The sequence below is a fragment of the Algoriphagus sp. 10J20-15 genome (genome assembly GCF_055809615.1).
The window spans coordinates 238,261-263,754 of record NZ_JBVVUG010000032.1 but is presented as its reverse complement, the minus strand read 5'-3'; the positions used below and the strand labels follow the sequence as shown (position 1 = coordinate 263,754).

Below are 25,494 nucleotides of genomic sequence, written 5' to 3'. Positions count from 1 at the left end.
CTACCTTTTTTATTTATCGGCAAGAGAATATCTGAGATTAAAGCCTCTTTTCTGGTAAGCTCCTGATAGAGACGGGGAAAAGTTTCCGCAAAATAAAAATGCCCTGATGACATAATCATCAAGGCATTTTCTATATAACTTTTGGTATATTAAAGCTTTTTCAAAACAATATTTCGCCAATAAACTTTTATCCCACCACCATCGTGGATTTGAAGGTTAACGCCACCTTTTCCTGCTCCTATTTTAGCATCAGAGAAGTTGACCATTTCTACTCCATTAAGATAAGAAGTAACATTATCTCCTTTTACTACAATCTTCATTTTGTTCCATTCTCCAAACTTCAAGTTCTTGTCTTTTTCAGGATCAGGCTTTACCAACCAGCCTCTACCGTAAGATTCGTAGATCCCGCCAGTATCATGACCTGGAGGCGCAACTTCTACTTGCCACCCAGAAACTTTTGTGCCTTCTACTGTAGATCTGATAAAAACGCCTGAATTTCCATTGGCCTCTTGCTTGAATTCTAAGGTAATTTCAAAATCATCGTACTCTTCATCTGTACCTAAATAACCATATCCTTTATCAGGTCCACTTTCTGAAATCAACAAGCCATCCTCCACGTACCATTTCTCTGTACCATAAATGGTCCAACCGGAAAGGTCCTTGCCGTTAAAGAGTTTAATTTTCTTCTGCGCGTAAGCAAAATTTACAGATGCTAACAAGAGCATCACCACTATTACCTTTTTCATATGTTTATAATTTATCATTCTTATGTCATCTATCCTATCCTTGCTCCATTCTGTAAAGGCAAGCATTAATTGAAATACTAGCCACGAATTATACTTGAGTATATGCTCGGAATTACAATTTTCTAATCTTAATATTTTTAAACCAGGTCTCAGCTCCATGATCCTGAAGTGAGATTAACCCTGTTTTTGAAATTGCATAATCAGGAAAATCATTCCACTTACCCGAATTACGTGCCGTTGTCCATGCTTCAGAGTAAGGAACGAACTCAACGGTCTTTTTCCCATTCAAATAATAACTTGATCCCTCTTCTGAGAAAATGATTTTGGAAGTATTCCATTCTCCTGCGGGTTTAACTGCTCCTTCGTAATCCGGCTCTGTCATTGCATAATCCGCGCCAATTGACTGCCATTTTTCCAGAGGTTCGGCAAAACCCAACTGATCTATCATCTGATATTCTGGTCCAGTCTCGTATGGAGCATCGTATTTTGGATCCTCTACCACATGATAAAGTACTCCACTATTTCCTCCCGGCGCTATTTTCCAAGTCCATTCCATTTCAAATTGCTCAAATTCCACAGGACCAAATACGATATCGCCTCCTATATCACCACCTTTTCCTAATGCTTTCAAAGCTCCATCTTCTACTGTCCAGCCATCTGAAGGAAAGCTATCTCCGTTGAAAGCTCGCCAACCATCGGTATTAGTACCGTCAAAAAGTAACATCCAGCCATCAGCTTTCTCTTCCTCTGTAAGTGAGTTCTCTGGCACCAAAACCTCTTCAACAACTGTTTCAGTAACAGAATCTTCTGCTGGCTTAGGCCCACATGACCAAGCTAAGGCTAATAATGCCACCCAAGCGTATTTTGTGTTTTTCATAGTACGATTAATTACAAACTAATTAAAGTCAAAAGTTAATTGATTTTTTTAATAAAGTCCTTCGGGTAAATGAATTTTTTCATGAGCGGTATAGGGAAGAACCTCCTATTTCTTTTACTAATTTCAAATATTCTCGAAATAGGATTTAGCTTTCAAAAGCCTACTACCATACCAAGAGAACATCTCCCCATCTACTATTCTAATTTTAGCTTTCGGCAACAAGGATTGGTAGAACTCAATATGACTTTCTTTAAATGGAAAAGGCTCCGAACTAAGCAATAGGTTTTCAGGATTCAATTCAACCAGTTCCTTCTCAGATAGCTCTGGATATCGCGCAGTCTGAATTAAATTCTCATACCCAGCAAAATCCAACATCTCATTTATAAAGGTATTAGTTCCTACTACCATTATTGGATTCTTCCAAATCAAATAAATGGCAGAGCCTTTCCTATGCAATGGTATTTCAAAGTCTGAGTTCAATTGCTTAATGATTGCTTCAGCTTTCTCTTCCGCATCTAGCATTTCTCCCAAACCCTCGATCATCTCCAAACTATCAGCCAGCGTATAGATATCACTCATCCAAACAGGGTACTTCCTCATTAGCTCTTCTATTCCTACCTGCTCATTCTCCTCCTTATTACCAATAATTAAATCCGGGTATAAAGAATCAATGACATCCATTCGATAGTCCTTTGTTCCACCGATAATTGTTTTTCGATTTTTGAGTTCAAGCGGATGAATACAAAACTTGGTCACACCTACAATTCTCTCCTCCAAACCCAAATCAACCAACAGTTCAGTCTGAGATGGAACGAGTGAGATGATCCGTTTAGGAGTTGAAGGAAGTGCTATTCTTCGCTTAAGTTGATCTAGGTATTCCATGTAAAAGCAAAAAAGTCCACAGGTTTTTAGCTGTGGACTCCGTACTTATTTTATATATCTAAAATCAAATGTAGGATCAAAATCCACTAAGAACTCATACATCAAGTTGATCACCTGCTCAATGTCATCTTTACTGGCAGTTTCTACGGTGGTATGCATGTATTTCAAAGGAAGTGAAATCAATGCCGATGGCACCCCTTCATTTGAATAAGCAAAAGCATCGGTATCTGTGCCAGTACCTCGTGAGGCTGCAGCTCTTTGAAATGGAATATCATTCTTTTTCGCTGTCGCAATAATCAGATCCAATAACTTCTTGTGCACCGAAGCGCCCACTGGCAAAACTGGCCCTTTGCCTGCAGTGAAATCTCCACTTGTCACCTTATTATATAGAGGCGCTGTGGTATCATGACAAACGTCCGTAATAATTGCAGCATTAGGCTTGATTTTGGCAGCGATCATTTGAGCGCCACGAAGACCAATTTCCTCTTGTACGGCATTTACTATATAGAGCCCAAAAGGTAATTCTATGTTATTCTCTTTGATTCTCTTGGCAACTTGGGCGATCATGTATCCGCCGATTCTGTTATCCAAAGCTCGGCCAGAGTAGTATTTGCCATTCAATTCAGTCAACTCATCTTTAAATGTGATCACACATCCTACGTGAATACCCATTTCCTCCACCTCATCTTTGGATCTTGCTCCTACATCGATGAAGATATTGTCTAAAGTCGGCGCATCTTCTTTTCCGTCTTTTCTCACATGGATCGCCGGCCAGCCAAATACTCCAGGAAGCACACCTTTATCTGTATGAATATTTACCCGCATGGATGGAGCGATCATATGATCGGAGCCTCCATTGCGGCGCACATAGATATAGCCGTCATCTTTAATGTAGTTAACGAACCAGCTAATCTCATCCGCATGCGCTTCAATCACGACCTTATATTCTGCCTCTGGGTTGATCACCGCAACAGCAGTTCCATAATTATCTGTGAAATAATCATCCGCAAAAGGCTTGACGTAATCCAGCCAAATCTGTTGACCTGAAGCTTCAAAGCCTGTTGGGGAAGCGTTGTTGAGGTACTTATATAAAAAGGTATTCGAATCCATTGAAAATTGTATGTGAAAATTGATAATTGAATTTATTAAAGCGGAATGTTCCCGTGCTTCTTCCTCGGAATTTTATCGACTTTGTTTTCAAGCATTTTGAAGGCTTTGATTAGTTTGACCCTAGTTTCCGAAGGCATGATCACTTCATCAATAAATCCTCGATGTGCAGCCCGATATGGGTTGGCAAACTTATCCGTGTACTCATCTACTTTTTCCTGCAGCTTAGCTTCGGGATCTTCAGCTTCTGCGATCTCTTTTTTGAAAATAATCTCCGAAGCTCCCTTTGCTCCCATTACTGCAATCTCAGCAGTAGGCCAAGCAAAGTTCAAATCTGCACCAATGTGTTTAGAATTCATTACATCATATGCGCCCCCGTATGCTTTTCTGGTAATGACCGTAATTCTAGGAACAGTTGCTTCTGAGAAAGCATACAGCAATTTAGCCCCATTAACGATTATCCCATTCCATTCCTGATCTGTGCCAGGCAAAAATCCAGGCACATCTACCAAGACCAAAAGTGGGACATTGAAACTGTCGCAAGTTCTTACGAAGCGTGCAGCTTTTACAGAAGCATCATTATCCAAAACTCCAGCCATAGACTGAGGTTGATTTCCGACAATACCAATACTTCTACCCGCAATTCTTGCGTAACCAACAACAATATTGTCGGCAAAGTTTTCATGAATCTCTAAAAAGGAATCCTCATCTACGATTCCTTTAACAGCATCACGAATATCATATGGCTGGTTTGGGTTATCCGGAATCAAACTATCCAGCTCCTTTCTGCTTTCATCCTCCAAAAGTTCATAAGGATAAACTGGAGCGATTTCCTCACAGTTCTGAGGCATATAGCTCAATATCTTTTTGATATGCTGGATACATTCCAACTCATTTGCACAAGCAAAATGCGTCACACCGCTTTTAGTGCTGTGAGCTGAAGCCCCGCCAAGTTCCTCAGCAGTTACATTTTCTTGAGTAACGGTTTTAACCACATTTGGCCCAGTCACAAACATATAGGAGGTGTTTTCCACCATTAATATAAAGTCAGTAATCGCAGGGGAATAAACTGCTCCACCAGCACATGGCCCCATGATCGCAGAGATCTGAGGTACAACTCCAGAAGCAAGTGTATTTCTATAAAATATATCGGCATATCCCCCAAGTGAATTCACCCCCTCTTGGATCCGAGCTCCCCCAGAATCATTCAATCCAATCACAGGAGCACCATTTTTCATAGCCATATCCATGATTTTGCAGATTTTCTCTGCATGTGTTTCGGAAAGAGAACCTCCAAAAACGGTGAAATCCTGGAAAATACATAGACTAACCGCCCATTGACTTCTCCGTACCCGGTAATCACACCATCACCCAGGTAATGTTCTTTGTCCAGACCAAAATCCTTTGCTCGATGCATGACGAATTTATCAATCTCCTGAAAAGTACCTTCATCCAACAATAACTCCACACGCTCACGAGCAGTGAGTTTTCCTTTTTTGTGTTGAGAAGCTATTCTTTTTTCTCCTCCACCAAGGAGTGCTTCCGCATTTTTCTGCTTCAGCAGCTCTATCTTTCCTTCCTTTCCGGGCAAATTAAAATTGGGTTTATCCTGATTGCTCATAGTATAGTTTTTAGACTTGCTCAAATATAACAGGCTTTGTTAGCTATGGAAAGGATTGTTTCCAGATGTAATTATTGTAAAAAGAAAGTAGTAAAAGCTGTTAGGAAAAATCCATAGCCAAGGAAGCTTTCGCCAGCACAGCTTCAGTAGGCTACTAGTTGTCGCTGTTCATCTCCGTGAAACCTCAGCGCGTGCTGTAATGAACTAGTGTTTAGAAAAAAAATCAGGCAATTAAATTTATATGGAAAGACCTCATTTCAAATAACTTTCTATATTCGCCCATCTTTAAAAATTGGCAGCGTATGAGTACCCGAAAGGCGGCGGTAATTGACATGGGCACCAATACATTTCATTTGTTATTGGTAGAATTGGATGATGTAACTTTTAAAACAATTTACAAGGAGAAAATCCCTGTCAAATTGGGAAAAGGCGGAATCAATCAAAATAATCTTGCTGAAGATGCGGTAAAAAGAGCATATCATACGCTTAAACATTTTAAAAACCTGATCGATGGTGAAAACATAGATCAGGTTTTTGCTTTTGCTACCTCTGCTGTACGTAATGCTAAAAATGGCCCTGAATTCGTCCAAACGGTCAAAGAAACCATTGGTATAAACATTCAAGTACTATCCGGCGAAGAAGAAGCCCAAATGATTTATCAGGGTATTCGTTTATCGGGATCTCTTAATGGGCAAACCGAACTAATGATGGATATTGGTGGTGGTTCGGTCGAATTCATCATAGGCAACAGTCAGGAGTCATTATGGAAACAAAGTTTTGAAATAGGTGGCCAACGTCTACTGGAGCTTTTTCATTACCACGACCCAATTTTACCTGAAGAAATCGATAAGCTGGAAAGTTATTTGGAAGAAAAGCTTCAGCCACTAATCCAAGCGATTCAAAAATACAAACCTTCAGGTCTAGTAGGAGCTTCAGGCACTTTTGACACCCTGACTGACATTTACTTCGAATCCATGCTCCAATGCAAACTCACTGGAAGACATGTTTTTGAACTTCCTGTGGAAGAATACGAAGCGATTCATCGTATGATTTTAAGTAAAAACAAGGAAGAGCGCCTCCTGATTCCTGGTATGATTCCAATGAGAGTAGATATGATCGTGGTCGCTTCAAGTTTGATCGAGTTTATTTTGCGATATATTGAAGTGGATTTCATCACCTGCTCCCATTATGCATTGAAAGAAGGAGCCATCGCTTCCTTGCTTATTCCGGAGCAGACAGCTCTTTAAGCATTTCTAAAAAATATCATTTCTTATATTTGGCTGGTAGTTTTTCATCAGATTAATCCACTATTCCTATGACCTATTCCTTCGAACAACTTCACGCTTTTACGCTAGGCATGCTAACTAAAATAGGCTGTCCAGAAGACCAAGCTAAAACTGCAGCGGATGTATTACTGTCTGCAGATCTGCGTGGTGTGGATAGTCATGGCGTAGCTAGACTTTCTGGATATGTGCGTTTGTGGGAGAAAGGAAGAATCAATGCTACGCCAAATGTGCGTGTCGTTCACGAAACACCTTCCACTGCTGTCGTTGATGGAGACGGTGGATTGGGCTTGGTTGTAGCTCCATTTGCAATGAAAGTTGCTATTGAAAAAGCTAAGATTGCCGGAACAGGTTGGGTCTCTGTGAAGAATTCAAATCACTACGGAATCGCAGGTTACCATGCTATGAAGGCTTTGGATCATGACATGATTGGGATTTCCCTGACGAATGCAAGTCCACTGGTTGCTCCGACTTTTTCACAGGAGAGACTTCTCGGGACGAATCCCATAGCAGTTGCGATCCCTGCTAAAAACCAGCCTCCTTTTGTGGCAGATTTGGCGACAACCACTGCAGCTAATGGGAAATTAGAAATCTTACAACGCAAAGGAATGGACACGCCTACTGGCTGGGTTCAAGACAAAGAGGGAAATCCAACTACTTCCGCCAATGGTGTAAAAGACGGTGGAGCGCTACTACCTCTTGGAGGCGACCGGGAACATGGTTCTCACAAAGGATATGCATTAGGGTCAGTTGTGGACATTTTCTCGGCAGTACTTTCAGGTGCCAATTACGGTCCTTGGGTTCCTCCTTTTGTCGCATTCCTCGAGCCAGACCCTAATCCGGTCGGAGAAGGAATTGGCCATTTCTTCGGTGCAATGCGCGTAGATGCATTCCGCCCTGCAGACGAGTTCAAAGCACACATGGATAATTGGATCACTAGATTCAGAGCGGCTAAACCTACACCTGGCAATGAGAAGGTATTGATCCCAGGTGATCCTGAGCGGGAATTAGAAGCTATTCGTATGAAAGATGGAATTCCTTTGCTTGATCCTGTGGTAAAGGATTTGACTGAATTGGGAGAGCGATTTGGTGTGAAGTTTTAAGGATGTGGGGTGTTGGATGTCAAGTGACCGATGTTTTAAGTCCGTAGAGATTACCTGAAAAGAGATTGGAGATAGGAAGTGATAAACATACGATTATTTAAACTATCTTTTTTTAACTTTATCTCATGCCCATCACTCCCCTCAGTCCCCGACCCTCATTCGAACAAAATCCTAAGCTTGCCAAAGCTGCAAGTAACCTGAGTTCGCTCATTACTGCAATTGAGAAAAAGGGAATTCCTCAGGCTCAGCAACAGAAAATCAACGAAATCATCGCTGGAGCTAATAACTTCTCTGGACCAGATCCAGAATTGCTGAAGCAATTAAAAGCAGCTCAAGCAGGTATCATCAAAGTCCTAGATTTAGAACTGAAACTTGTCCCGCAAAATCACTATCAACTCCAATGGCTAGTCTTAGGAATGGCTGCGTTTGGAATTCCAATTGGTGTTGTGTTTGGAACCACCATGGGAAACATGGCTTTATTGGGAATAGGACTTCCCATTGGGATGGCAATTGGTATAGCTGTAGGCACATCTAAAGACAATCAGGCAAAGGAAGAAGGCAGGCAGCTGGATTGGGTTGCCAAATAACTTTTCATTTCTCATATTAACCTGCGTCTTGATATTTACTAAGACATTATTTCTATTCAAATTTCCTCAAACACATATTCAACTTGCCAATACTTAAGCAATTCGTAAATTGAAGCTTATTCACACCCATAACCTATGAACCCCCTAAATCGAAGAGAATTTCTAAAAGGCAGTACTGCCCTGATGTCCTTGGCTAGTTTCGGCTTGCTTGGCATGGACTTCAAAGACAGGAAAGGTCCATTGCAAGTAGCCCTAATAGGCACCGGGTGGTATGGCAAATCTGATCTTTTTCGATTGATTCAAGTGGCAGACGTGGAAGTGGTTGGGCTATGTGATGTCGATAGCATTCAACTAGCAGAAGCAGGGAGATTAGTATCCACCCGACAAAAGTCCGGGAAAGTCCCAGCACTTTATGAAGATTATAAAGAACTTTTAGCAAAAGAAAAACCTGAATATGTACTGGTTGGTACTCCTGATCACTGGCATGCGCTGATCGCAATTGATGCATTGAAAAGCGGAGCACATGTTTATTTACAAAAACCGATTTCAGTGGATGTAATTGAAGGAGAAGCTATTTTGGCCGCTGCCAGAAAATACGATCGCAAAGTGCAAATTGGAACTCAACGCAGAAGTACTCCACATTTGGTACAAGCGAAAAAAGAAATTATTGACTCTGGAAAATTAGGAAAGATTTCCCATGCTGAGGTTTGCTGCTATTATCATATGCGAAACAACAGCAATCCTCCCGTGATGCCTGTTCCTGAAAATCTGAATTATGACCTATGGGCCGGACCAGCCCCAATGCTACCTTATCGAGGTATTTTGCATCGTGGCTGGAGGGCATTTATGGAATATGGAAACGGAATAGTGGGCGACATGTGCGTACACATGCTAGATACAGTTCGGTGGATGTTGGATTTGGGGTGGCCTGTACAAGTGACTTCTACGGGCGGGATCTATGTGCAGAAAGATAGCGTGGCTAATATTTCAGATACCCAAACTGCGCTTTTTGAGTTTGATGAATTGAATGTAGTCTGGCAGCACAGAACTTGGGGCAATCCAGTGGATAAGGATTATCCTTGGGCTTTTAAAATATACGGGGAAAATGGAATGCTCGCTGGCAGTCCTATGCGAGCGGATTTTTATCCGGAAGGGCGAAATAATGGTGAGCAAATCCATTACCCGGTGGTATTGGAAAAGGAGCAATATCCAGAAGATGTCACCGAAAAAGACAATGAAGTTCACGCTGCACCTGCTACGCGTGAGCAAATGAGAGACTGGCTAAAGGCCATAGAAAGTGACACTTTGCCTGTTGCAGACGTTTTGGAAGGTCATATTTCTACCGCTTCCTGCATTTTGGCAAATATGTCTATGGAACTAAATGGAAGACCACTTCGCTACAATCCTAAAACGATGAAGGTTGAAGGAGATGAAGAAGCCACGGCACTTTTGAGAAGACCTTATAGAGATGGGTACATTCACCCGGAACCAAATAAAATCTAATACTTATAACTAATAAATGGAAACCGAGTCTCACAAAAAGGCGCTCGGTTTCTATTTTTTAATACAATCGGGATAAATTGAATTTTCATTGTCAAGATCTATGATTCAAATAAGACCCGCATCCAAAGAAGATTTAAAACTAGTTCAATCTATTGCCTACAGGACTTGGCCAGACACTTTTGGAGAAATTCTTAGCCCAGCCCAAATCGATTACATGCTAAATTGGTTTTATGATATACCCCATCTCGAAGAGCAATTTGAGAACGGTCATATTTTTTTGCTTGCCTATGAAGATGGAGTAGAATTAGGGTTTACGGGAATTCAACCCAATCTAAAGCCAGGTCAAACCAAAATCCACAAGATATATATTCTTCCCACAGCTCAAGGAAAAGGTATTGGCAAAAAATTAATTCAGGCTATTAAAAAGATTGCCTTAGAAAATGAGCAAAGCAGTCTACTGTTAAATGTGAATAAGTATAATACGGGAGCCATTGAATTTTACGAATACTTGGGTTTTGTAAACATCAAAGAGGAAGTGATAGACATTGGAAATGGCTATGTAATGGATGATTATGTGTTTGAATTGAAACTTTGAGGATCTAACCTTTGAGGTCTTTTTTTGACCTTAAAGGTTTAAAATAAAAATTTAAAGTTTTAGAGGAGATTTCTCAGTCGTTCCTCCTTCGAAATGACACCTCAAAGGTTATTCAAAATAGTCTCCCAAAGGACCAGCCCATTGGCTGGAGCTGGTGGAAGCTTTTCAAATTTATCCGAAGTCTCGAATCGAGTTTCAATTTCCGACAAATCCATTTCACCCTTTCCTATCTGCCAAACAGCAGACATCATCATACGCACTTGATGATGAAGAAAACCAGAACCAGTGATCTCGAAGTAATAAATATCCTGCGGAAAAAACTGTCCTAGAAATTCATTGGAAGTGTAAATCCCAGAAGAAAGAACTTCTCGGACATAGTCAGTTTTGTTTTCTGAAGGTTTGCAAAAGCCTTTAAAATCATGCTTCCCTTTAAATAATTGACAAGCTTCTTTCATCGCTTCCCAATTCAAATTCTCCTTTATATTGACTAGAAAAGCCGAAGCGAAAGGATGGAAATCTATTGAGTTAGAAAAATAATAGCGGTAAGTTTTCTGCTTTACGGATTGGATCAAATTAAAATTGGTGGTAACCTCCTGCACGGAATTCAGCTGAATATCCTGAGGCAAGTGTTCATTCAAATCGGGCAAGAGTGAACTCATTTCAACTTTTTCCCGAAGGAAAATCTGAACATACCCTCCAACACAGGAAACTCCAGAGTCTGTTCTGCTTGATCCAATCAAAGAAAAATCCTCATGTCCCAACACATGTCTAATCACTCGCTCCAATCTCCGCTGCACCGTAGCCTGATTGGGCTGAGGAGCCCAACCCTTGTATCGAGCACCGAAATAGGAAATGGAAAAAAGATAGAAATGTGGTCGGGATTGCAATGAAATAACGATTTGTGATTTGAAGTTTGAAATTAAGGGAATTTAGATCAAACCATCAATTCATTATATTTTTAGTTCAAAGTGTCCTCTTTAGTGAAAATGGAATTTTTGGGAATGCCAAAATGAATGAGGTATTCCATAAAAATCACATTTATACATAGGTATCTCAAGAAGGAACCAAAAGCCTATCACAAATATAATTACTAGATTAAGCGTCCTTACTTTACCCTCTTTGATTTTTATAATTCCAAAAATAATTATTAGGGTTGATAAACTTGTGTAGAAAAATAATTGACCGAAAAAGATGTTTGAGGAAAATATATTACTGGATAAATCTGCTGACTTATCAAAGAAGTAAGATAACCCTACCCACATATTCCTGTATAACCAAAAGGAAAATATTCCAATTGTCACGTAAAACCAACCAATTATTTTAGTATTCATTAATTCATAACTTCATCTTGTCTTAACTGGCTGTGTCCAGGCCGTTTCTGTATCACCAATCTGATAAGGATTTTCTTTGGGTTTGGAGGAAATGATTTTAGCTCGAACATACATATCATCTGATTCCAAAGTATACGATCCTGAAGTTCCGCTTATTTCGCTCAATAATATTCCGCTTTCTTCTGGTGAAGATTTTTTGGTGCCAAAGAATTGGATTTCATAGGATACACCTTCCTCCGCCTTCACTTCGACATTTAGCCTTTTTCCACTGAAGTCTATTGATTCCAAGGTTACACCCGTACTTGAATAGAAATCCCCACGCTCCATAGCTTCAACCAAAGATGCCGGGTCTAAGCTTTCAGACAAAACCATTACCCATCCTCTACCTGGATTGCTACTATTTTGATCAAAAACATGATAATTATGCGCATCATCTACAGCCAAACCATAAAGCAATGGCTTCCCCGCTTCCAGATAGGCTGCTTGAACTTTGTCCCAAAGCACTTCCATACTTGGCCTCAAGGAATCACCGTAATTATTGACCTGCGGATGACCATTATATACTTCAAAAAAACGCTCACCATTCAATGCTATGATATCTTCTGGGGTAATCGCCCAGATAAAATTCGGATGATTGATATGTAAAAACATTGGCACTCCTGTAGAATCCCGCTGTGCTTTCACGCGATCCAAACCATTTTGCATAATCTCAGGAATAGAATTCCCTCCTTCTGCAGGTATTAGTTTCTGAATGTTCGTCACATTCATATGAAGTGGTTTACTCTCAAAACTCTCAGTTAACTCCTGCGATTGAATGATTAGGAATTTTCCTTCTTCCTCAAACATAGGCGCGTATTCTGCTAGGGTTTTTAACTTGACTTCTATCCTACCTGCTGAATCCTCACGATATTGAACTTCATCTCCATACTTATCCAAGTATTTCTGAAAGCCCATTTCATGAGAAGGGGATTTCGGAAGTAACTTCCATTTTTCACCTTCCGCCAGCGTGTTATGATCCGATAAAACCACAAAATCATAGTCGTGTGATTTATACCAATCCATGATCATCTCAGGATAATCATCCCCATCGGACCAATAAGAATGCGTATGAAGATTGCCTTTGTACCATTGTTTGGTGGATACAGTCTTTTCTTGAGAAGTGCAGGAAATCAAGAAAAATAAGGAAAGAGTAAAAATGGAATAGCAGCGTTTCATCAGATTGGGGTTTAGAATCTTAAGATAAGCAACCCAAAGTTCTCAAGTGTTAGATTTTGATTAAGGATTTAGCAAGAATTTAGTGTCTGAGTGGCAGTTCCAACTCCATAAAATGCAATCTGGTATATTTAATTACCTCACTATTTGATAAATTAGGTAATGCCAACCGTACTTTACATTTCAGGATGGAGACTTTTCTTTTATTCAAATGAAGGTTCTGAGCCAATCCACATTCATGCACAGAAAGCTGACATGGAATGTAAATTTTGGATTTTTACCGAGGAAGTAGACATTAAGGAAGCTTTTTCGTATAATTTGAGTACTTCAGGGAGAAAAGAGATTCGTAAGATAATTTTCAAGAACTTTGATTTGATTGTAGACTCTTGGAATTCTTATTTCAATAAATAATATGAAATGCCCCAGAAAAAAGTTCTCACGCAAGGGAATGATTTTATAGGGTATTCTATGTGGCCAATAAAAATCAATTATCAACACATGAAAGTTAGCTACCATATTTCTTACATTAATTTCGTCAATGATAAAATGATCCTCTCAGTAGATGAGCGGGAAATCATCCTTGATATTGCGGATGTATCCAACAAACTGTTAGTAGCCTCGGACATGGAGCGTTCCATGTATAAGATCTCACCTTCCGGATATGGCATTCACTGGCCTTTGATTGATGAGGATATTTCAGTGAATGAGTTGATTAAAGATAATAAGAAATAACTTGGGCTACGGACGAAGTTGGGCGGGAAGATTACACCGAATAGAGGGTGTACCTAACTGGGTATATTTAGTTTTTATGATATTTCTCCTCACAATTATAGTATTGGTTTGGATGAAATTTCGAAGTGAAAAAAAGTCACAACAAACGTTTAATGAGCAGGCTTTTTTGAAAGAGTTTCTAGGTTTTAAGAAAACCAAAGAATAGATAGCTCACCAAATATTTTTATACTTTTCTGTTTAAGAATTGGAATCGATGTTTTATATCAAATACAAAAGGATTAAAAAAGTCAAATAAATTCTCGGTTGCTCACAATCGATGAAATGAATAAAAAAACCACCCCATTCCTGAGGTGGTTTTTTGCTAATATTCGAGTTTACAAATCTCGAACAGCTCAATTCTATATGGTTTACCTTAAGCCAAAATCTTCGCTGCTAACCAATCGCCAACTTCAGAAGTTTTGTAGGATGTACCGCCATCAGCAATATCTTCGGTTACATATCCTTCATCAAGTGAAAGATTGACTACATCAGAAATTAGTTGCGCTTCTTCTTTCAAATCAAAAGCATAATCAAACATCATCGCAGCTGATAGAACTGTTGCCAAAGGATTGGCAATATCTTTTCCAGCAGCTTGTGGATAAGAACCATGAATTGGTTCGAACAATTTGATAGAAGTACCCAAAGATGCAGAAGGCATTAAGCCCATAGAACCTGAAATCACTGAAGCCTCATCTGTCAGGATATCTCCGAACAAGTTTTCAGTGATCAAGACATCATAAGCTTTTGGCCACTGAATCAATCGCATCGCTACTGCATCTACGAATTCATATTCTACTTTCACATCTGGATATTCCGGAGCAAGTTCTTGTACGGTTTCTCTCCAAAGTCTAGAAGTAGCCATCACATTTGCTTTATCCACGCAAGTCAGGAGTTTTCTTCTTTTTTGCGCAGCTTCGAAACCCATTCTCGCCAAGCGAACAATCTCATGCTTGCTATACACATTGGTATCAAAAGCCTTGGTACCTTGCTCATTTCTTCCTCTTGGCTCACCGAAGTAGATTCCGCCAGTCAATTCTCTGAAGAAAACAAAGTCAACACCATCTACACGATCCAATTTCAAGGGAGATTTGTGCACCAAAGAAGGGAAGGTGAATGTAGGACGAACATTGGCAAATAAGCCCAATTTCTGACGCATCAATAACAAACCTTGTTCTGGACGAACCTTAGCTTTAGGGTCATTATCGTATTTCGGATCTCCGATAGCTCCGAAAAGTACTGCGTCTGAGGCAGCAGCTATTTCGTGGGTTGAATCTGGATAAGGTTCACCAGTCGCATCAATAGCTGCGGCTCCTACTACTGCTTCTGTAAAAGTGATTTTGTGTCCGAATTTCTGGCCAATAGCTTTCACTACTTTCACAGCCTGGTCGATTACTTCAGGTCCGATGCCGTCACCCGGCAACAGCGCGATATTCATTTCCATAAAACTTGGATTCTTCTTTCGTTGGTGTTTGATTGAATGATTCGACGATGTTTAGCATTTTCTCTGTGGCCATCATCGCAGCCACTGTTTGATCGGGATCTAGCCCTTTCGTTTTAAATATTTTTCCATAATCCCAGGTCACAACGGTCTCCACAAAAGCATCTGTTTTGCCTCCTGGAGGAATCGAAACGTGGTAATCGATCAACTTAGGAAGTTGTCTTTTTCGGGATTTGTAAATTTCTTTTACTGCACGCATAAAAGCATCATACTGTCCATCTCCAGATGCATGGGCGTCATAGGATTTGCCGTAAATGTTTAAGCGAAGTTGCACAGAAGGCTTGAGCCCTTGAGAATGGGTCATGTGGTAGCCTTCGATGAAAATATTTTTGGAAATGGAGTTATTCTGCAACACATCGGAAATGATGTAAGGCAGATCTTCCGTAGTCACCCGCTCTTTTTTATCACCAAGTTCGATGATTCGCTGAGTCACTTTCGTCAGCTCGTCCTTTTCCAAAGAAATCCCCAACTCCTCCAAATTCTTAAGGATATTAGCTTTGCCGGAAGTTTTACCTAGGGCATATTTCCGCTGACGGCCAAATCGCTCAGGAAGCAAATCGTTGAAATAGAGATTCTTTTTATTGTCCCCGTCGGCGTGTATTCCTGCAGTCTGAGTAAAGACATTCTCTCCTACCACCGGCTTATTTGCTGGAATATGCTGTCCGGAAAACTGCTCTACCAATTTACTTACACGGTAGATTTTCTGCTCCTGCACATTGATCTGAAGATCAGTGAAATCTTTGATCACTGCAATCACTGACTCCAAAGGAGCATTTCCAGCTCTTTCTCCAAGTCCATTGATTGTGGTATGAATTCCTGAAGCTCCGTACATGATGGCTTCCATGACATTGGCTACAGAAAGATCGTAGTCATTATGCGCATGGAAATCAAAATGAGCGTTCGGGAATTTGGTAGAGATTTGGATGAAAAATGCCTTTGTCTCTTCCGGAGAAAGAAGTCCCAAGGTATCTGGGAGCATAATTCTCTTCACGGGAAGTGTGGTCAGAAATCCAATCAAATCCAGCGTATATTCCTGAGAATTCCGCATACCATTCGACCAATCTTCCAGATACACATTTACATCAATCCCATTTTCCTGAGCGTATACTATGCTCTTTTGAATATCAGCAAAATGCTCCTCCTGAGTTTTTTTCAATTGATGCACAAGGTGATTAAGGGAACCTTTAGTAAGTAGATTCATCACTTTGGCACCAGCCTTCAACAGCCAATCCACCGAAGCAGGTGTATCTACAAAACCTAAAACTTCTACTCGATCCAGATAGCCTTTCTCGGCTGCCCAGTGAGTGATTTTCTGCACCCCTTCCAATTCCCCCTCTGAAACTCTAGCTGAAGCAACCTCTATTCGATCTACCTTCAATTCATCCAGCAAAAGCTTAGCGATCTGCAGCTTTTCAGAAGGCAAGAAGGAAACGCTTGAGGTCTGTTCACCATCCCTCAGCGTTGTATCCATTATTTCAATGCGCTTCCCTGCGGTCATTTTTACTTATTTGTTAGCAGCAAAAGCATCGATTTCATCTGACATATTCAGTAAATAGTCGATATCGTCAAAGCCATTTTGCATGTTGTCTTTTTTGTATTCATTGATGTCAAAAGATTCGGATTCTCCAGTGGAGTCCAAAGTAATCTTCTGACTAGGAATGTCTACAGTAATCGTAGTTTCAGGATTTGCAGTGATGGTTTCCAGTAATTTATCGGCAAATTCCGGGGAAACTGTCACTGGCAAAACACCGATATTTAGACAGTTATTTTTGAAGATGTCTGCGAAAAAGCTTGAAACCACACATCTGAAGCCGTAATCGTAAATAGCCCAAACGGCGTGTTCTCTGCTGGATCCAGAACCGAAGTTCCTTCCTGAAACCAAGATTTTACCGCTGTAAGTAGGGTCGTTCAGGACAAAATCCTTTTTAGGATTGCCTTCTACATCATATCTCCAGTCACGGAAAAGATTGTCACCGAAACCTTCACGCTCTGTAGCCTTAAGGAATCGAGCTGGGATGATCTGATCTGTATCCACATTGTCTGTCGGTAATGGAACCGCAGTGCTCGTGAGAACAGTAAATTTATCGTAAGCCATTTTATTTTAATTGAAAGATTGGAAAATTGGAAAATTGGAAAATTTGATCGTTCATAAACTTTACTTACCGATTCAAATTCTTACTTCCCATTTCTGACTTCGTATTTTTAATTTTGAAAAACTTCTCTTGGATCGCAGATTTCACCGGCAATGGCTACTGCTGCTACGGTCAAAGGAGATGCGAGCATTGTTCTTGCTCCAGGTCCCTGACGGCCTTCGAAGTTTCTATTGGAAGTAGATACTGCATATTTACCAGAAGGAATCTTATCATCGTTCATCGCTAGACAAGCTGAACAGCCCGGCTGACGAAGTTCGAATCCAGCTTCTTCCAAGATTTTAACCAAACCTTCTTCATGTGCCATTTTCTCAACTTCGCGAGATCCTGGAACGATCCAAGCAGTGATGTTGTCAGCTTTTTTGTGACCCTTTACATAAGCCGCCACAGAACGGATATCTTCAATACGTCCATTGGTACAAGACCCTACGAATACGAAGTCAACTTTTTTACCCTTGATAGCTTCACCTGGCTCGAAGCCCATGTAAGCTAAGGACTTCAGGTAAGAAGATTTATTGCTTCCTTCCATGCCTTCAGTGGTAGGAATATTTCCCTTCACTTTGATTCCCATACCTGGATTGGTACCGTAAGTGATCATCGGTTCGATATCCGCAGCATCGAAGTGATACTCCTTATCGAAAACAGCACCTTCGTCTGTTTTCAAAGTTTTCCAGTGAGCAACAGCTTTGTCCCAATCTTCGCCTTTTGGAGCGTATTCTTTACCTTTTAAGTATTCGAAAGTAGTTTCATCAGGAGCGATCAAACCTCCACGTGCTCCCATTTCGATAGACATGTTACAAACCGTCATTCTAGCTTCCATGGAAAGACTTTGGATCGCTGATCCAGCATATTCCACGAAGTACCCAGTAGCACCTGCCGCCGAAATCTGTGCAATTACATAAAGTATCAAGTCTTTGGAAGTTACACCTGCTCCAGCTACGCCATCGATGGTGATTCTCATTTTCTTAGCCTTAGACTGCATAATACACTGCGTCGCCAAAACCATTTCTACTTCAGAAGTACCGATCCCGAAGGCAATTGCTCCGAAAGCGCCGTGAGTAGAAGTATGGCTATCACCACACACGATAGTCATACCTGGCTGCGTGATACCCAATTCTGGACCAATCACGTGAACAATCCCATGATGAGCAGAGCCCAAATCGTGTAGTTCGATGCCGTATTTGGCACAGTTCTCACGAAGTCTTTCTACTTGCATGCGTGAAAGCTTGTCCTTAATTGTTTTATCCTGATCGACTGTAGGTACGTTGTGATCTGGAGTAGCTACTGTTCGGCTTGGGTTTTTCACTCCAATTCCACGCTTTTCCAAGTTTAGAAAAGCGACTGGAGAAGTTACTTCATGGATAAAATGCTTATCGATGAAGAATACATCTGGACCAGAGGGAACGGATTTCACGACGTGAGCATCCCAGATTTTATCAAATAATGTTGTCTTTTCCATAATTAAGCGGTCGCGTATTCTTTGACCGGGATTTTATTGAGTGCATCTACAAAGGCCTGAGCTGAAGCCAATACGATGTCTGTATGTGAGGCAAAACCATAGTAAGGTTTGTCTCCTTTGATTAATCTCATATGAACTTTTGCCACATCATCACTGCCGTGAGTGATGGCCTGAATAAGGAATTCTTCTAATTCTACGGCTGGCTTGGCGATTTTGTCAATAGCCTTCAGAACTGCATCTACAGGACCATTTCCGCTTGCAGTAGACGTGTGGGATTCGTCTCCGATTTTCATTTCTACCTGAGCTTGAATTGAGCCATTTGATGAATAAGTAACTTTACCCAATTCAATAAAATTGGAATCAGTCACAAACTTACCAACCAAGCCCATCAGGTCTTTACGGCCTATATCGCGCTTGCTATCAGCCAAAATCAAGAATTCTTCATACACTTCACGAAGTGCCTCACCTTCCAATTCTACACCCAAAGCATCCAAATGGTGCTTCAAAGCAGCTCTTCCGGATCTTGCTGTCAACACAATTGTTGACTCACCGACACCCACATCTTTAGGATCAATGATTTCGTAATTTTCTCTGTGCTTCAATACACCATCCTGGTGAATTCCTGATGAATGTGCAAATGCATTTCTGCCAACAATAGCCTTATTTGGCTGTACTGGCATATTCATCAATTTAGAAATCAGGCGACTGGTGTTGTAAATTCTTGGAGTTACGATATCAGTATGTACCTCGATGGTTTTATGACATTTAATTGCCATAACCACTTCTTCCAGGGAGGTATTTCCTGCTCTTTCTCCGATACCATTGATAGTGACTTCGACCTGACGGGCCCCATGCTGTACGCCTGACACCGTGTTTGCCGTAGCCATTCCAAGGTCATTGTGACAATGGGTAGCAATAATCGCTTTGTCAATATTTGGCACATTATTCTTCAAACTAGCGATAATAGCACCGTATTGCTCTGGAAGGGTATATCCTGTAGTATCAGGAATATTCACCACAGTCGCTCCTGCCTTGATCACTTCCTCAATAATCTTATTTAGAAAGTCTGCGTCTGCACGACCTGCATCTTCAGCATAAAATTCCACGTCATCTACAAACCGTCTTGCAAACTTCACTGCAGCTACACCCCGAGCAATAATATCCTCGGGAGTGGAGCGCAGTTTATATTGAATATGATATGGTGAAACACCGATTCCAGTATGAATACGACCCTTCTTCGCGAATTTGAGGGATTGAGCCGCTACTTCGATATCTTTTTCTACAGCTCTGGAAAGGGCGCAGATAATCGGGTTAGAAACTGCCTTTGAAATCTCAAGTACAGAATTGAAATCTCCTGGACTCTGAAATTGGAAAGCCGGCTTCGATAATATCTACACCTAGTTCTTCCAGCGCTTTTGCTACCACAATTTTCTCCTGGGTATTCAGCTGACACCCGGGTACTTGCTCCCCATCTCTCAGGGTAGTGTCAAATATCCATAGCTTCTCACTCATAATTCTTGGGGGTTTTGTATTAGTTATTTTCTGGTCTCAACTGACGGACGACAGCACCTGCCTGCCACATTTCAGAATCTCTCAATTCTTTCAATTCAGCTTCCAGTTTCACTCGGTAATCTTCTTTAGAGTTCGAGTCAATAGACTTCTGAGCCTCTTGACCTGTTTTTACACTGTTGTATAGTTCTTCAAATACCGGCTTAGTAGCATCTCTGAAAGGCTTCCACCAATCCAAAGCACCTCTTTGAGCTGTAGTAGAGCAGTTAGCATACATCCAGTCCATTCCGTTTTCAGCGACCAATGGCATCAATGACTGGGTCAATTCTTCCACGGTTTCGTTGAAAGCTTCAGAAGGAGTGTGACCATTTGATCTCAATACTTCGTACTGAGCTGCAAATATACCTTGGATAGCGCCCATCAAGGTACCTCTTTCGCCAGTCAAATCAGAGGTTACTTCACGATAGAAGTCTGTTTCGAACAAATATCCAGATCCTACGCCAATACCTAGAGCTACAACCCGGTCTTTTGCCTTACCAGTTCCATCCTGATAGATTGCATAAGAAGAGTTCAATCCTCTACCTTCTACAAACATTCTTCTCAAAGATGTACCAGAACCTTTTGGAGCTACCAAGATCACATCTACGTCAGCTGGAGGAACGATACCTGTTTTTTCTTTATAAGTCACACCGAAGCCATGAGAGAAATACAATGCCTTTCCAGGAGTAAGGTGTTTTTTAACTGTTGGCCAAAGAGCGATCTGGCCTGCATCAGAAAGTAGGAACTGAAGGATAGTACCTTTCTCGCATGCTTCTTCCAGTTCGAAAAGTGTTTCGCCAGGAACCCAGCCATCAGCTACAGCTTTATCCCAAGTCTTGGAGCCTTTACGCTGACCTACAATCACGTTGAACCCGTTGTCTTTCAAGTTAAGTGCCTGACCAGGACCTTGTACACCGTAACCTAATACCGCGATCACTTCGTCTTTGAGTACTTCTCTTGCTTTTTCCAGTGGAAATTCTTCCCTAGTTACTACGTTTTCTTCTGTTGAGCCGAATTTTAATTTCATCTGTTTTTTTATTTATTACTAGTGTTTGATAGGTTCCAGAGGAAGCCTTTTTATTGGTTTATTATTATTTGACAAAACTGTCAATCGTGAGCATTCTCTTTGCAACAGCTACTCTGCCTGATCTAGCAAATTCCAGAAGACCATAGCCTTTTAAAATTTCCAGTAGCTCCTGTGTTTGCTCTTTGTGGCCGGATAGTTCCAATACCACAAAATCAGGTTCTGCGGCAATGATTTTCGCATTGTGCTGACGGATGATTTTCTCCAGTCCTGCATCCAGTCTGGACACTGGGATTTTGTACAATGCTATTTCCTGATAGACTACGCTTTCATCTTCATGGTAAAAAGCCTTGATCACGTCAATGATCTTTTCTATCTGATTGACCAGCTGTATCACGGTATCCTCAGAAGCGGTGACTTCGATGGTGATCCGATGGATTCCTTCCAAGCGGCTCTCTGAAGCAGTGAGTGCATCGATATTGATACCTCTACGGGTAAAAATAATGGTGATGCGATTAAGAATACCGATGAAATTTTCGGTAATAACGAATATGGTATATCGTTTCATTTAGGGTTGGTTTAGCTAAGTCTAACCTCTTCCACTGAACAGCCAGTGGCAATCATGGGGAATACATTGTCTTCTTTTTCCACTACCACTTCGAGGAAATAAGGTCCATCGTGAATCAGCATATCTTCTATAGCTTCTTGCAGATCATCCCTGACGGAAACTTTCTGCGCTTGAATATTATATGCCTCTGCTATTTTGATGAAATCAGGATTATCAAGTTCGGTAAAAGAGTAGCGCTTGTCAAAGAACATTTGCTGCCACTGTCTTACCATTCCAAGAAAATTATTGTTAAGTAACACAATCTTCACTGGAGCCTTGGTCTGCATAATGGTACCCAATTCCTGGATCGTCATCTGGATACCTCCATCTCCTACTACACAGATTACCTGTCTGGAGAAATCATACATCTGGGCTCCTAGAGCTGCTGGAAGGGCAAACCCCATAGTTCCTAAGCCACCAGAAGTCACTTGTGTCCGCGGTTTCTTGTAATTGAAATATCTCCAAGAGATCATTTGGTGCTGGCCTACGTCAGTGACTAGGATCGCATCATCAGCTTTGTATTTATTAACCTGATGAATTACTTCACCCATGGTCAATCCAGGTTTAGTCGGTGTCAAATCAGGATCGATGACTGTTGCTTTCTCCTGATCTGACAATTCTTTGAATTTTGCCATCCAATCCGGATAGGTGTTTTTATTCACAGCGGCAGTCAATAATGCCAAGCTATCCTTACAGCTGCCTAATACAGCAACTTCACATTTCACATTTTTATTGATTTCTGCCGGATCAAGTTCCAGGTGGATCACTTTAGCCTGCTTCGCGTACCGCTTTAGATCTCCGGTCACCCGGTCATCAAATCTCATTCCCACTGCGATCAAAATATCACACTGATTAGTTAGCATGTTTGGGGCGTAGTTTCCATGCATGCCAAGTTTCCCCACATAGTTTGGATGATCTTCAGATAAGGCGCCCGACCCTAATAAGGTGCATGCAGCAGGAATACCAGATTTTTCCAAAAATGCTTTCAATTCAGTTTCGGCTCCGCCAAGTACCACGCCCTGTCCAAAAAGAACATAGGGCCTCTTAGCCATATTGATCAAGAAAGCGGCTTCCTGAATTGCAGATTTTTCAATAGGAATATGTGTTCTGTAAGATCTAAAACCTAAGCAAGGCTCATAATTAAAATCCCCAAAATTCGTCTGAGCATCTTTGGTGATATCAATCAAAACCGGCCCTGGCCTTCCAGATTTTGCGATATAAAATCCTTTTGCGATAGCAGGAGCGATATCTTCTACTCTTCTGACTTGGATATTCCACTTGGTACCCGGCATTGAAATGCCGACTACATCTGTCTCCTGAAAAGCATCAGTTCCTAAAAGATGTGAGGCAACTTGCCCGGTAATGCATACCAAAGGAGTGCTGTCAATCTGTGCATCCGCAAGACCTGTAATCAAATTCGTGGCACCAGGACCAGAAGTAGCAATACAGACGCCGACTTTTCCAGACACACGAGCATACCCCTGAGCTGCATGGATTGCTCCCTGCTCATGGCGAGTTAATACATGTCTTAACTGGTCGTGATAATCATGCAATGCGTCGTATACGGGCATTATTGCTCCTCCGGGATACCCGAAGATTATTTCCGCATTCTCGGCAATGAGCGATCTGACAACGATGTCAGCACCTCTTATCATTGAATCCTTCATGGGCTTAGAATTTGTCTGTTACGCAACCTTCGGATGCGGTAGATACTAATTTGTTGTATTTCTTTAATGTCCCCTGTAATTCAGGCATTTCTTTCTGTTTCCAGGATTTCTTTCTTTCTGCTAATTCTGCATCAGATACTGCGACTGAAAGTTTTAAGGCATCAGCATCGATGGTTATGATATCTCCATTTTGGACGAGTCCAATTGGTCCACCAGACCATGCCTCTGGGGTCACATGTCCAACGACAAAACCGTGCGTGCCTCCTGAGAACCTTCCGTCGGTAATCAACGCCACGTCAGAACCCAACCCAGCACCGATAATCATAGAAGTAGGCTTCAACATTTCCGGCATTCCCGGACCACCTTTTGGACCTATATTTCTAATGACAAGCACTTCACCTTTTTGTACTTTATGATCACGGATGGCGTCATTAGCTTCCTGCTCGGAGTCAAACACATGAGCTGGACCTGTAAACGAACTTCCTTCTTTTCCTGTAATTTTGGCGACAGCTCCTTCTGGAGCCAAATTGCCATCCAAAATGCAAAGGTGCCCAGTTGCTTTTATAGGAGTCTCCAATGGATGAATGACATTCACCATAGAAACGGTCACCGGTGCTATATCTTTTAAATTCTCTTCTACAGTTTTTCCTGTCACGGTGAGACAGTCTCCATGGATAAATCCATTTTGCAACATGTATTTCATAAATGCCGGAACTCCACCTTGCTCATGCAGGTCTTCCATCATGAATTTGCCGGATGGCTTGAAGTCACCGATCATTGGGGTTTTTGCATTTATCGCTTTGAAGTCATTTATGGTAAAATCAACCCCAGCTGTTCTAGCGATCGCTATGATGTGCATTACAGCATTGGTACTTCCACCTAAGGCTATAGCAACAGTCACTGCATTCTCTATGCTTTTTCTAGTAACGATATCACTTGGTTTGATATCTTTCTCCAGAAGTATTCTCATGTACTTATTGACATCTCGGCATTCCTGAAGCTTCTCAGGAGAGTTAGCCGGATTAGATGCAGAATAAGGTAAAGACATTCCCAATGCTTCTATTGCCGAAGACATAGTGTTGGCTGTGTACATCCCACCACAAGCACCGGCACCAGGGCAAGCATTTCGGATTACGCCATCGTAATCTTCGTCAGAGATATTTCCATTTACTCGTTTACCAAAAGCTTCGAAAGCCGAGACGATATTCAGCTTTTCTCCTTTATAATTACCTGAAGCTATCGTACCTCCGTAAACCATGATAGAGGGCCTGTCTATACGAAGCATTCCCATCACGGCTCCTGGCATGTTCTTGTCGCAACCTGCCACAGCCACACAGCCATCAAAAGAGTGCCCAAGAATAAAAGACTCAATTGAATCCGCTATTATCTCCCTTGAGACCAAGGAATAGCGCATTCCCAGCGTCCCCATTGAAGTTCCATCAGAAATCCCAATGGTATTAAAAATTAAACCGGTCAGATCATGGTCTTGTGAAGACTCCTTGATCAGACCGGCAAAGTCGTTAAGATGCATATTGCAGGGGTTACTTTCATAGCCACAACTGGCCACCCCTACAAAAGGCTGTTTCATCTTTTTATCACTCATCCCAGTGGCATACAACATTGCCATTCCTGCTGGATGCTCAGGATTGTCACTTATCTCCCAACTGTATTTTTTCAGGGTCATATTTTAATGGGTATAAAAAAAAGTGCCTCAGCTTAGTGAGGCACTTTAGATGTTTTTTATTTCATTATAAATAATAGTCTAGTGCCTCACATTAAAATCTAATGAGAATAATGACGCTTAGCAAAATGACTACTTTATACATACTATTTTTTGAGACTTCCCCCAACTCTATGTTGAAGTGTAGGACAAACTTAAAACCGAATTTTGAGACTTACAATATTTAATTTTACATTTTTCAT

The 25,494-nt window shown here is 41.2% G+C and carries 21 protein-coding genes and 2 pseudogenes; 7 read left to right on the top strand and 16 right to left on the bottom strand.

The window, feature by feature from the left end; translation table 11 throughout:
* Nucleotides 1-149: 149 nt before the first annotated feature.
* The 5 genes and pseudogenes from AC0L6R_RS13430 to AC0L6R_RS13410 all read right to left on the bottom strand — a co-directional run bounded on the left by AC0L6R_RS13430 (nt 150) and on the right by AC0L6R_RS13410 (nt 5,233).
* Nucleotides 150-746 (bottom strand): 3-keto-disaccharide hydrolase, encoded by a 597-nt coding sequence (locus AC0L6R_RS13430; protein ID WP_473271636.1) that lies wholly within the window; start codon nt 744-746, stop codon nt 150-152.
* A 112-nt stretch (nt 747-858) separates the two neighbouring features.
* Nucleotides 859-1,623 (bottom strand): 3-keto-disaccharide hydrolase, encoded by a 765-nt coding sequence (locus AC0L6R_RS13425; RefSeq protein ID WP_283414625.1) that lies wholly within the window; start codon nt 1,621-1,623, stop codon nt 859-861.
* Between the two features lie 123 nt (nt 1,624-1,746).
* Nucleotides 1,747-2,505: a helical backbone metal receptor gene (locus AC0L6R_RS13420; RefSeq protein ID WP_473271635.1), complete on the bottom strand. Its 759-nt coding sequence runs from the start codon at nt 2,503-2,505 to the stop codon at nt 1,747-1,749.
* Nucleotides 2,506-2,550: 45 nt separating this feature from the next.
* Nucleotides 2,551-3,615, bottom strand: coding sequence for a M42 family metallopeptidase (locus AC0L6R_RS13415; RefSeq protein WP_473271634.1), 1,065 nt, complete (start codon nt 3,613-3,615; stop codon nt 2,551-2,553).
* Between the two features lie 35 nt (nt 3,616-3,650).
* Nucleotides 3,651-5,233, bottom strand: a pseudogene (locus AC0L6R_RS13410) (acyl-CoA carboxylase subunit beta).
* Nucleotides 5,234-5,535: 302 nt separating this feature from the next.
* On the opposite strand from AC0L6R_RS13410, the gene AC0L6R_RS13405 reads away from it, so the two are divergent.
* From AC0L6R_RS13405 to AC0L6R_RS13385, 5 genes are all read left to right on the top strand, one after another.
* Complete coding sequence (locus AC0L6R_RS13405) at nt 5,536-6,480, top strand: Ppx/GppA phosphatase family protein (protein WP_283414628.1); 945 nt, start codon at nt 5,536-5,538, stop codon at nt 6,478-6,480.
* 68 nt (nt 6,481-6,548) lie between these two features.
* The gene (locus tag AC0L6R_RS13400; protein WP_473271632.1) at nt 6,549-7,619 is read left to right on the top strand and encodes an Ldh family oxidoreductase; all 1,071 of its coding nucleotides are present in this window, start codon (nt 6,549-6,551) and stop codon (nt 7,617-7,619) included.
* A gap of 125 nt (nt 7,620-7,744) precedes the next feature.
* A complete protein-coding gene (locus AC0L6R_RS13395; protein WP_473271631.1) occupies nt 7,745-8,206 on the top strand; it encodes a hypothetical protein in 462 nt (153 codons plus the stop codon).
* 135 nt (nt 8,207-8,341) lie between these two features.
* Nucleotides 8,342-9,709, top strand: coding sequence for a Gfo/Idh/MocA family protein (locus AC0L6R_RS13390; protein ID WP_473271630.1), 1,368 nt, complete (start codon nt 8,342-8,344; stop codon nt 9,707-9,709).
* Nucleotides 9,710-9,809: 100 nt separating this feature from the next.
* A complete protein-coding gene (locus AC0L6R_RS13385) occupies nt 9,810-10,304 on the top strand; it encodes a GNAT family N-acetyltransferase (protein WP_473271628.1) in 495 nt (164 codons plus the stop codon).
* A gap of 101 nt (nt 10,305-10,405) precedes the next feature.
* Here the strand turns inward: AC0L6R_RS13385 and truA are convergent, their stop codons facing one another.
* Both truA and AC0L6R_RS13375 read right to left on the bottom strand, forming a co-directional pair.
* Nucleotides 10,406-11,191 (bottom strand): tRNA pseudouridine(38-40) synthase TruA, encoded by a 786-nt coding sequence (gene truA / locus AC0L6R_RS13380; RefSeq protein ID WP_473271626.1) that lies wholly within the window; start codon nt 11,189-11,191, stop codon nt 10,406-10,408.
* A gap of 456 nt (nt 11,192-11,647) precedes the next feature.
* Nucleotides 11,648-12,850 carry a CehA/McbA family metallohydrolase domain-containing protein gene (locus AC0L6R_RS13375; RefSeq protein WP_473271625.1) on the bottom strand — a complete coding sequence of 401 codons (1,203 nt, stop codon included), beginning with the start codon at nt 12,848-12,850 and terminating at the stop codon, nt 11,648-11,650.
* Nucleotides 12,851-13,009: 159 nt separating this feature from the next.
* Between AC0L6R_RS13375 and AC0L6R_RS13370 the strand changes: the two genes are divergently transcribed.
* Both AC0L6R_RS13370 and AC0L6R_RS13365 read left to right on the top strand, forming a co-directional pair.
* Nucleotides 13,010-13,258 carry a DUF4160 domain-containing protein gene (locus AC0L6R_RS13370; RefSeq protein ID WP_283414637.1) on the top strand — a complete coding sequence of 83 codons (249 nt, stop codon included), beginning with the start codon at nt 13,010-13,012 and terminating at the stop codon, nt 13,256-13,258.
* A gap of 6 nt (nt 13,259-13,264) precedes the next feature.
* The gene (locus AC0L6R_RS13365; RefSeq protein ID WP_473271624.1) at nt 13,265-13,579 is read left to right on the top strand and encodes a DUF2442 domain-containing protein; all 315 of its coding nucleotides are present in this window, start codon (nt 13,265-13,267) and stop codon (nt 13,577-13,579) included.
* Between the two features lie 412 nt (nt 13,580-13,991).
* Here the strand turns inward: AC0L6R_RS13365 and leuB are convergent, their stop codons facing one another.
* The 9 genes and pseudogenes from leuB to ilvD all read right to left on the bottom strand — a co-directional run bounded on the left by leuB (nt 13,992) and on the right by ilvD (nt 25,255).
* Nucleotides 13,992-15,059, bottom strand: coding sequence for a 3-isopropylmalate dehydrogenase (gene leuB, locus AC0L6R_RS13360; protein WP_283414639.1), 1,068 nt, complete (start codon nt 15,057-15,059; stop codon nt 13,992-13,994).
* Nucleotides 15,028-16,614 (bottom strand): alpha-isopropylmalate synthase regulatory domain-containing protein, encoded by a 1,587-nt coding sequence (locus tag AC0L6R_RS13355; protein ID WP_473271623.1) that lies wholly within the window; start codon nt 16,612-16,614, stop codon nt 15,028-15,030. The genes leuB and AC0L6R_RS13355 overlap by 32 nt, the downstream gene beginning before the upstream one ends.
* Nucleotides 16,615-16,620: 6 nt before the next feature.
* Entirely contained in the window at nt 16,621-17,211 is a 591-nt protein-coding gene (leuD, locus tag AC0L6R_RS13350; RefSeq protein WP_283414641.1) for a 3-isopropylmalate dehydratase small subunit, read from the bottom strand.
* 107 nt (nt 17,212-17,318) lie between these two features.
* Nucleotides 17,319-18,725, bottom strand: coding sequence for a 3-isopropylmalate dehydratase large subunit (gene leuC / locus AC0L6R_RS13345; protein WP_473271622.1), 1,407 nt, complete (start codon nt 18,723-18,725; stop codon nt 17,319-17,321).
* 2 nt (nt 18,726-18,727) lie between these two features.
* Nucleotides 18,728-20,237: pseudogene (locus tag AC0L6R_RS13340) on the bottom strand (2-isopropylmalate synthase).
* A gap of 19 nt (nt 20,238-20,256) precedes the next feature.
* A complete protein-coding gene (ilvC, locus tag AC0L6R_RS13335) occupies nt 20,257-21,300 on the bottom strand; it encodes a ketol-acid reductoisomerase (protein WP_283414644.1) in 1,044 nt (347 codons plus the stop codon).
* Nucleotides 21,301-21,364: 64 nt separating this feature from the next.
* Nucleotides 21,365-21,865 (bottom strand): acetolactate synthase small subunit, encoded by a 501-nt coding sequence (ilvN, locus tag AC0L6R_RS13330; RefSeq protein ID WP_283414645.1) that lies wholly within the window; start codon nt 21,863-21,865, stop codon nt 21,365-21,367.
* 11 nt (nt 21,866-21,876) lie between these two features.
* Entirely contained in the window at nt 21,877-23,571 is a 1,695-nt protein-coding gene (gene ilvB, locus AC0L6R_RS13325) for a biosynthetic-type acetolactate synthase large subunit (RefSeq protein WP_283414646.1), read from the bottom strand.
* A gap of 4 nt (nt 23,572-23,575) precedes the next feature.
* The gene (ilvD, locus tag AC0L6R_RS13320) at nt 23,576-25,255 is read right to left on the bottom strand and encodes a dihydroxy-acid dehydratase (protein ID WP_473271621.1); all 1,680 of its coding nucleotides are present in this window, start codon (nt 25,253-25,255) and stop codon (nt 23,576-23,578) included.
* Between the last annotated feature and the right edge of the window lie 239 nt (nt 25,256-25,494).

Bases quoted from the DNA above. Each gene is read 5' to 3' on its own strand.
- AC0L6R_RS13430 (WP_473271636.1), bottom strand. From the start codon at position 746: ATGAAAAAGGTAATAGTGGTGATGCTCTTGTTAGCATCTGTAAATTTT.
- AC0L6R_RS13425 (WP_283414625.1), bottom strand. From the start codon at position 1,623: ATGAAAAACACAAAATACGCTTGGGTGGCATTATTAGCCTTAGCTTGG.
- AC0L6R_RS13420 (WP_473271635.1), bottom strand. From the start codon at position 2,505: ATGGAATACCTAGATCAACTTAAGCGAAGAATAGCACTTCCTTCAACT.
- AC0L6R_RS13415 (WP_473271634.1), bottom strand. From the start codon at position 3,615: ATGGATTCGAATACCTTTTTATATAAGTACCTCAACAACGCTTCCCCA.
- AC0L6R_RS13405 (WP_283414628.1), top strand. From the start codon at position 5,536: ATGAGTACCCGAAAGGCGGCGGTAATTGACATGGGCACCAATACATTT.
- AC0L6R_RS13400 (WP_473271632.1), top strand. From the start codon at position 6,549: ATGACCTATTCCTTCGAACAACTTCACGCTTTTACGCTAGGCATGCTA.
- AC0L6R_RS13395 (WP_473271631.1), top strand. From the start codon at position 7,745: ATGCCCATCACTCCCCTCAGTCCCCGACCCTCATTCGAACAAAATCCT.
- AC0L6R_RS13390 (WP_473271630.1), top strand. From the start codon at position 8,342: ATGAACCCCCTAAATCGAAGAGAATTTCTAAAAGGCAGTACTGCCCTG.
- AC0L6R_RS13385 (WP_473271628.1), top strand. From the start codon at position 9,810: ATGATTCAAATAAGACCCGCATCCAAAGAAGATTTAAAACTAGTTCAA.
- AC0L6R_RS13375 (WP_473271625.1), bottom strand. From the start codon at position 12,850: ATGAAACGCTGCTATTCCATTTTTACTCTTTCCTTATTTTTCTTGATT.
- AC0L6R_RS13370 (WP_283414637.1), top strand. From the start codon at position 13,010: ATGCCAACCGTACTTTACATTTCAGGATGGAGACTTTTCTTTTATTCA.
- AC0L6R_RS13365 (WP_473271624.1), top strand. From the start codon at position 13,265: ATGCCCCAGAAAAAAGTTCTCACGCAAGGGAATGATTTTATAGGGTAT.
- leuB (WP_283414639.1), bottom strand. From the start codon at position 15,059: ATGGAAATGAATATCGCGCTGTTGCCGGGTGACGGCATCGGACCTGAA.
- AC0L6R_RS13355 (WP_473271623.1), bottom strand. From the start codon at position 16,614: ATGACCGCAGGGAAGCGCATTGAAATAATGGATACAACGCTGAGGGAT.
- leuD (WP_283414641.1), bottom strand. From the start codon at position 17,211: ATGGCTTACGATAAATTTACTGTTCTCACGAGCACTGCGGTTCCATTA.
- leuC (WP_473271622.1), bottom strand. From the start codon at position 18,725: ATGGAAAAGACAACATTATTTGATAAAATCTGGGATGCTCACGTCGTG.
- ilvC (WP_283414644.1), bottom strand. From the start codon at position 21,300: ATGAAATTAAAATTCGGCTCAACAGAAGAAAACGTAGTAACTAGGGAA.
- ilvN (WP_283414645.1), bottom strand. From the start codon at position 21,865: ATGAAACGATATACCATATTCGTTATTACCGAAAATTTCATCGGTATT.
- ilvB (WP_283414646.1), bottom strand. From the start codon at position 23,571: ATGAAGGATTCAATGATAAGAGGTGCTGACATCGTTGTCAGATCGCTC.
- ilvD (WP_473271621.1), bottom strand. From the start codon at position 25,255: ATGACCCTGAAAAAATACAGTTGGGAGATAAGTGACAATCCTGAGCAT.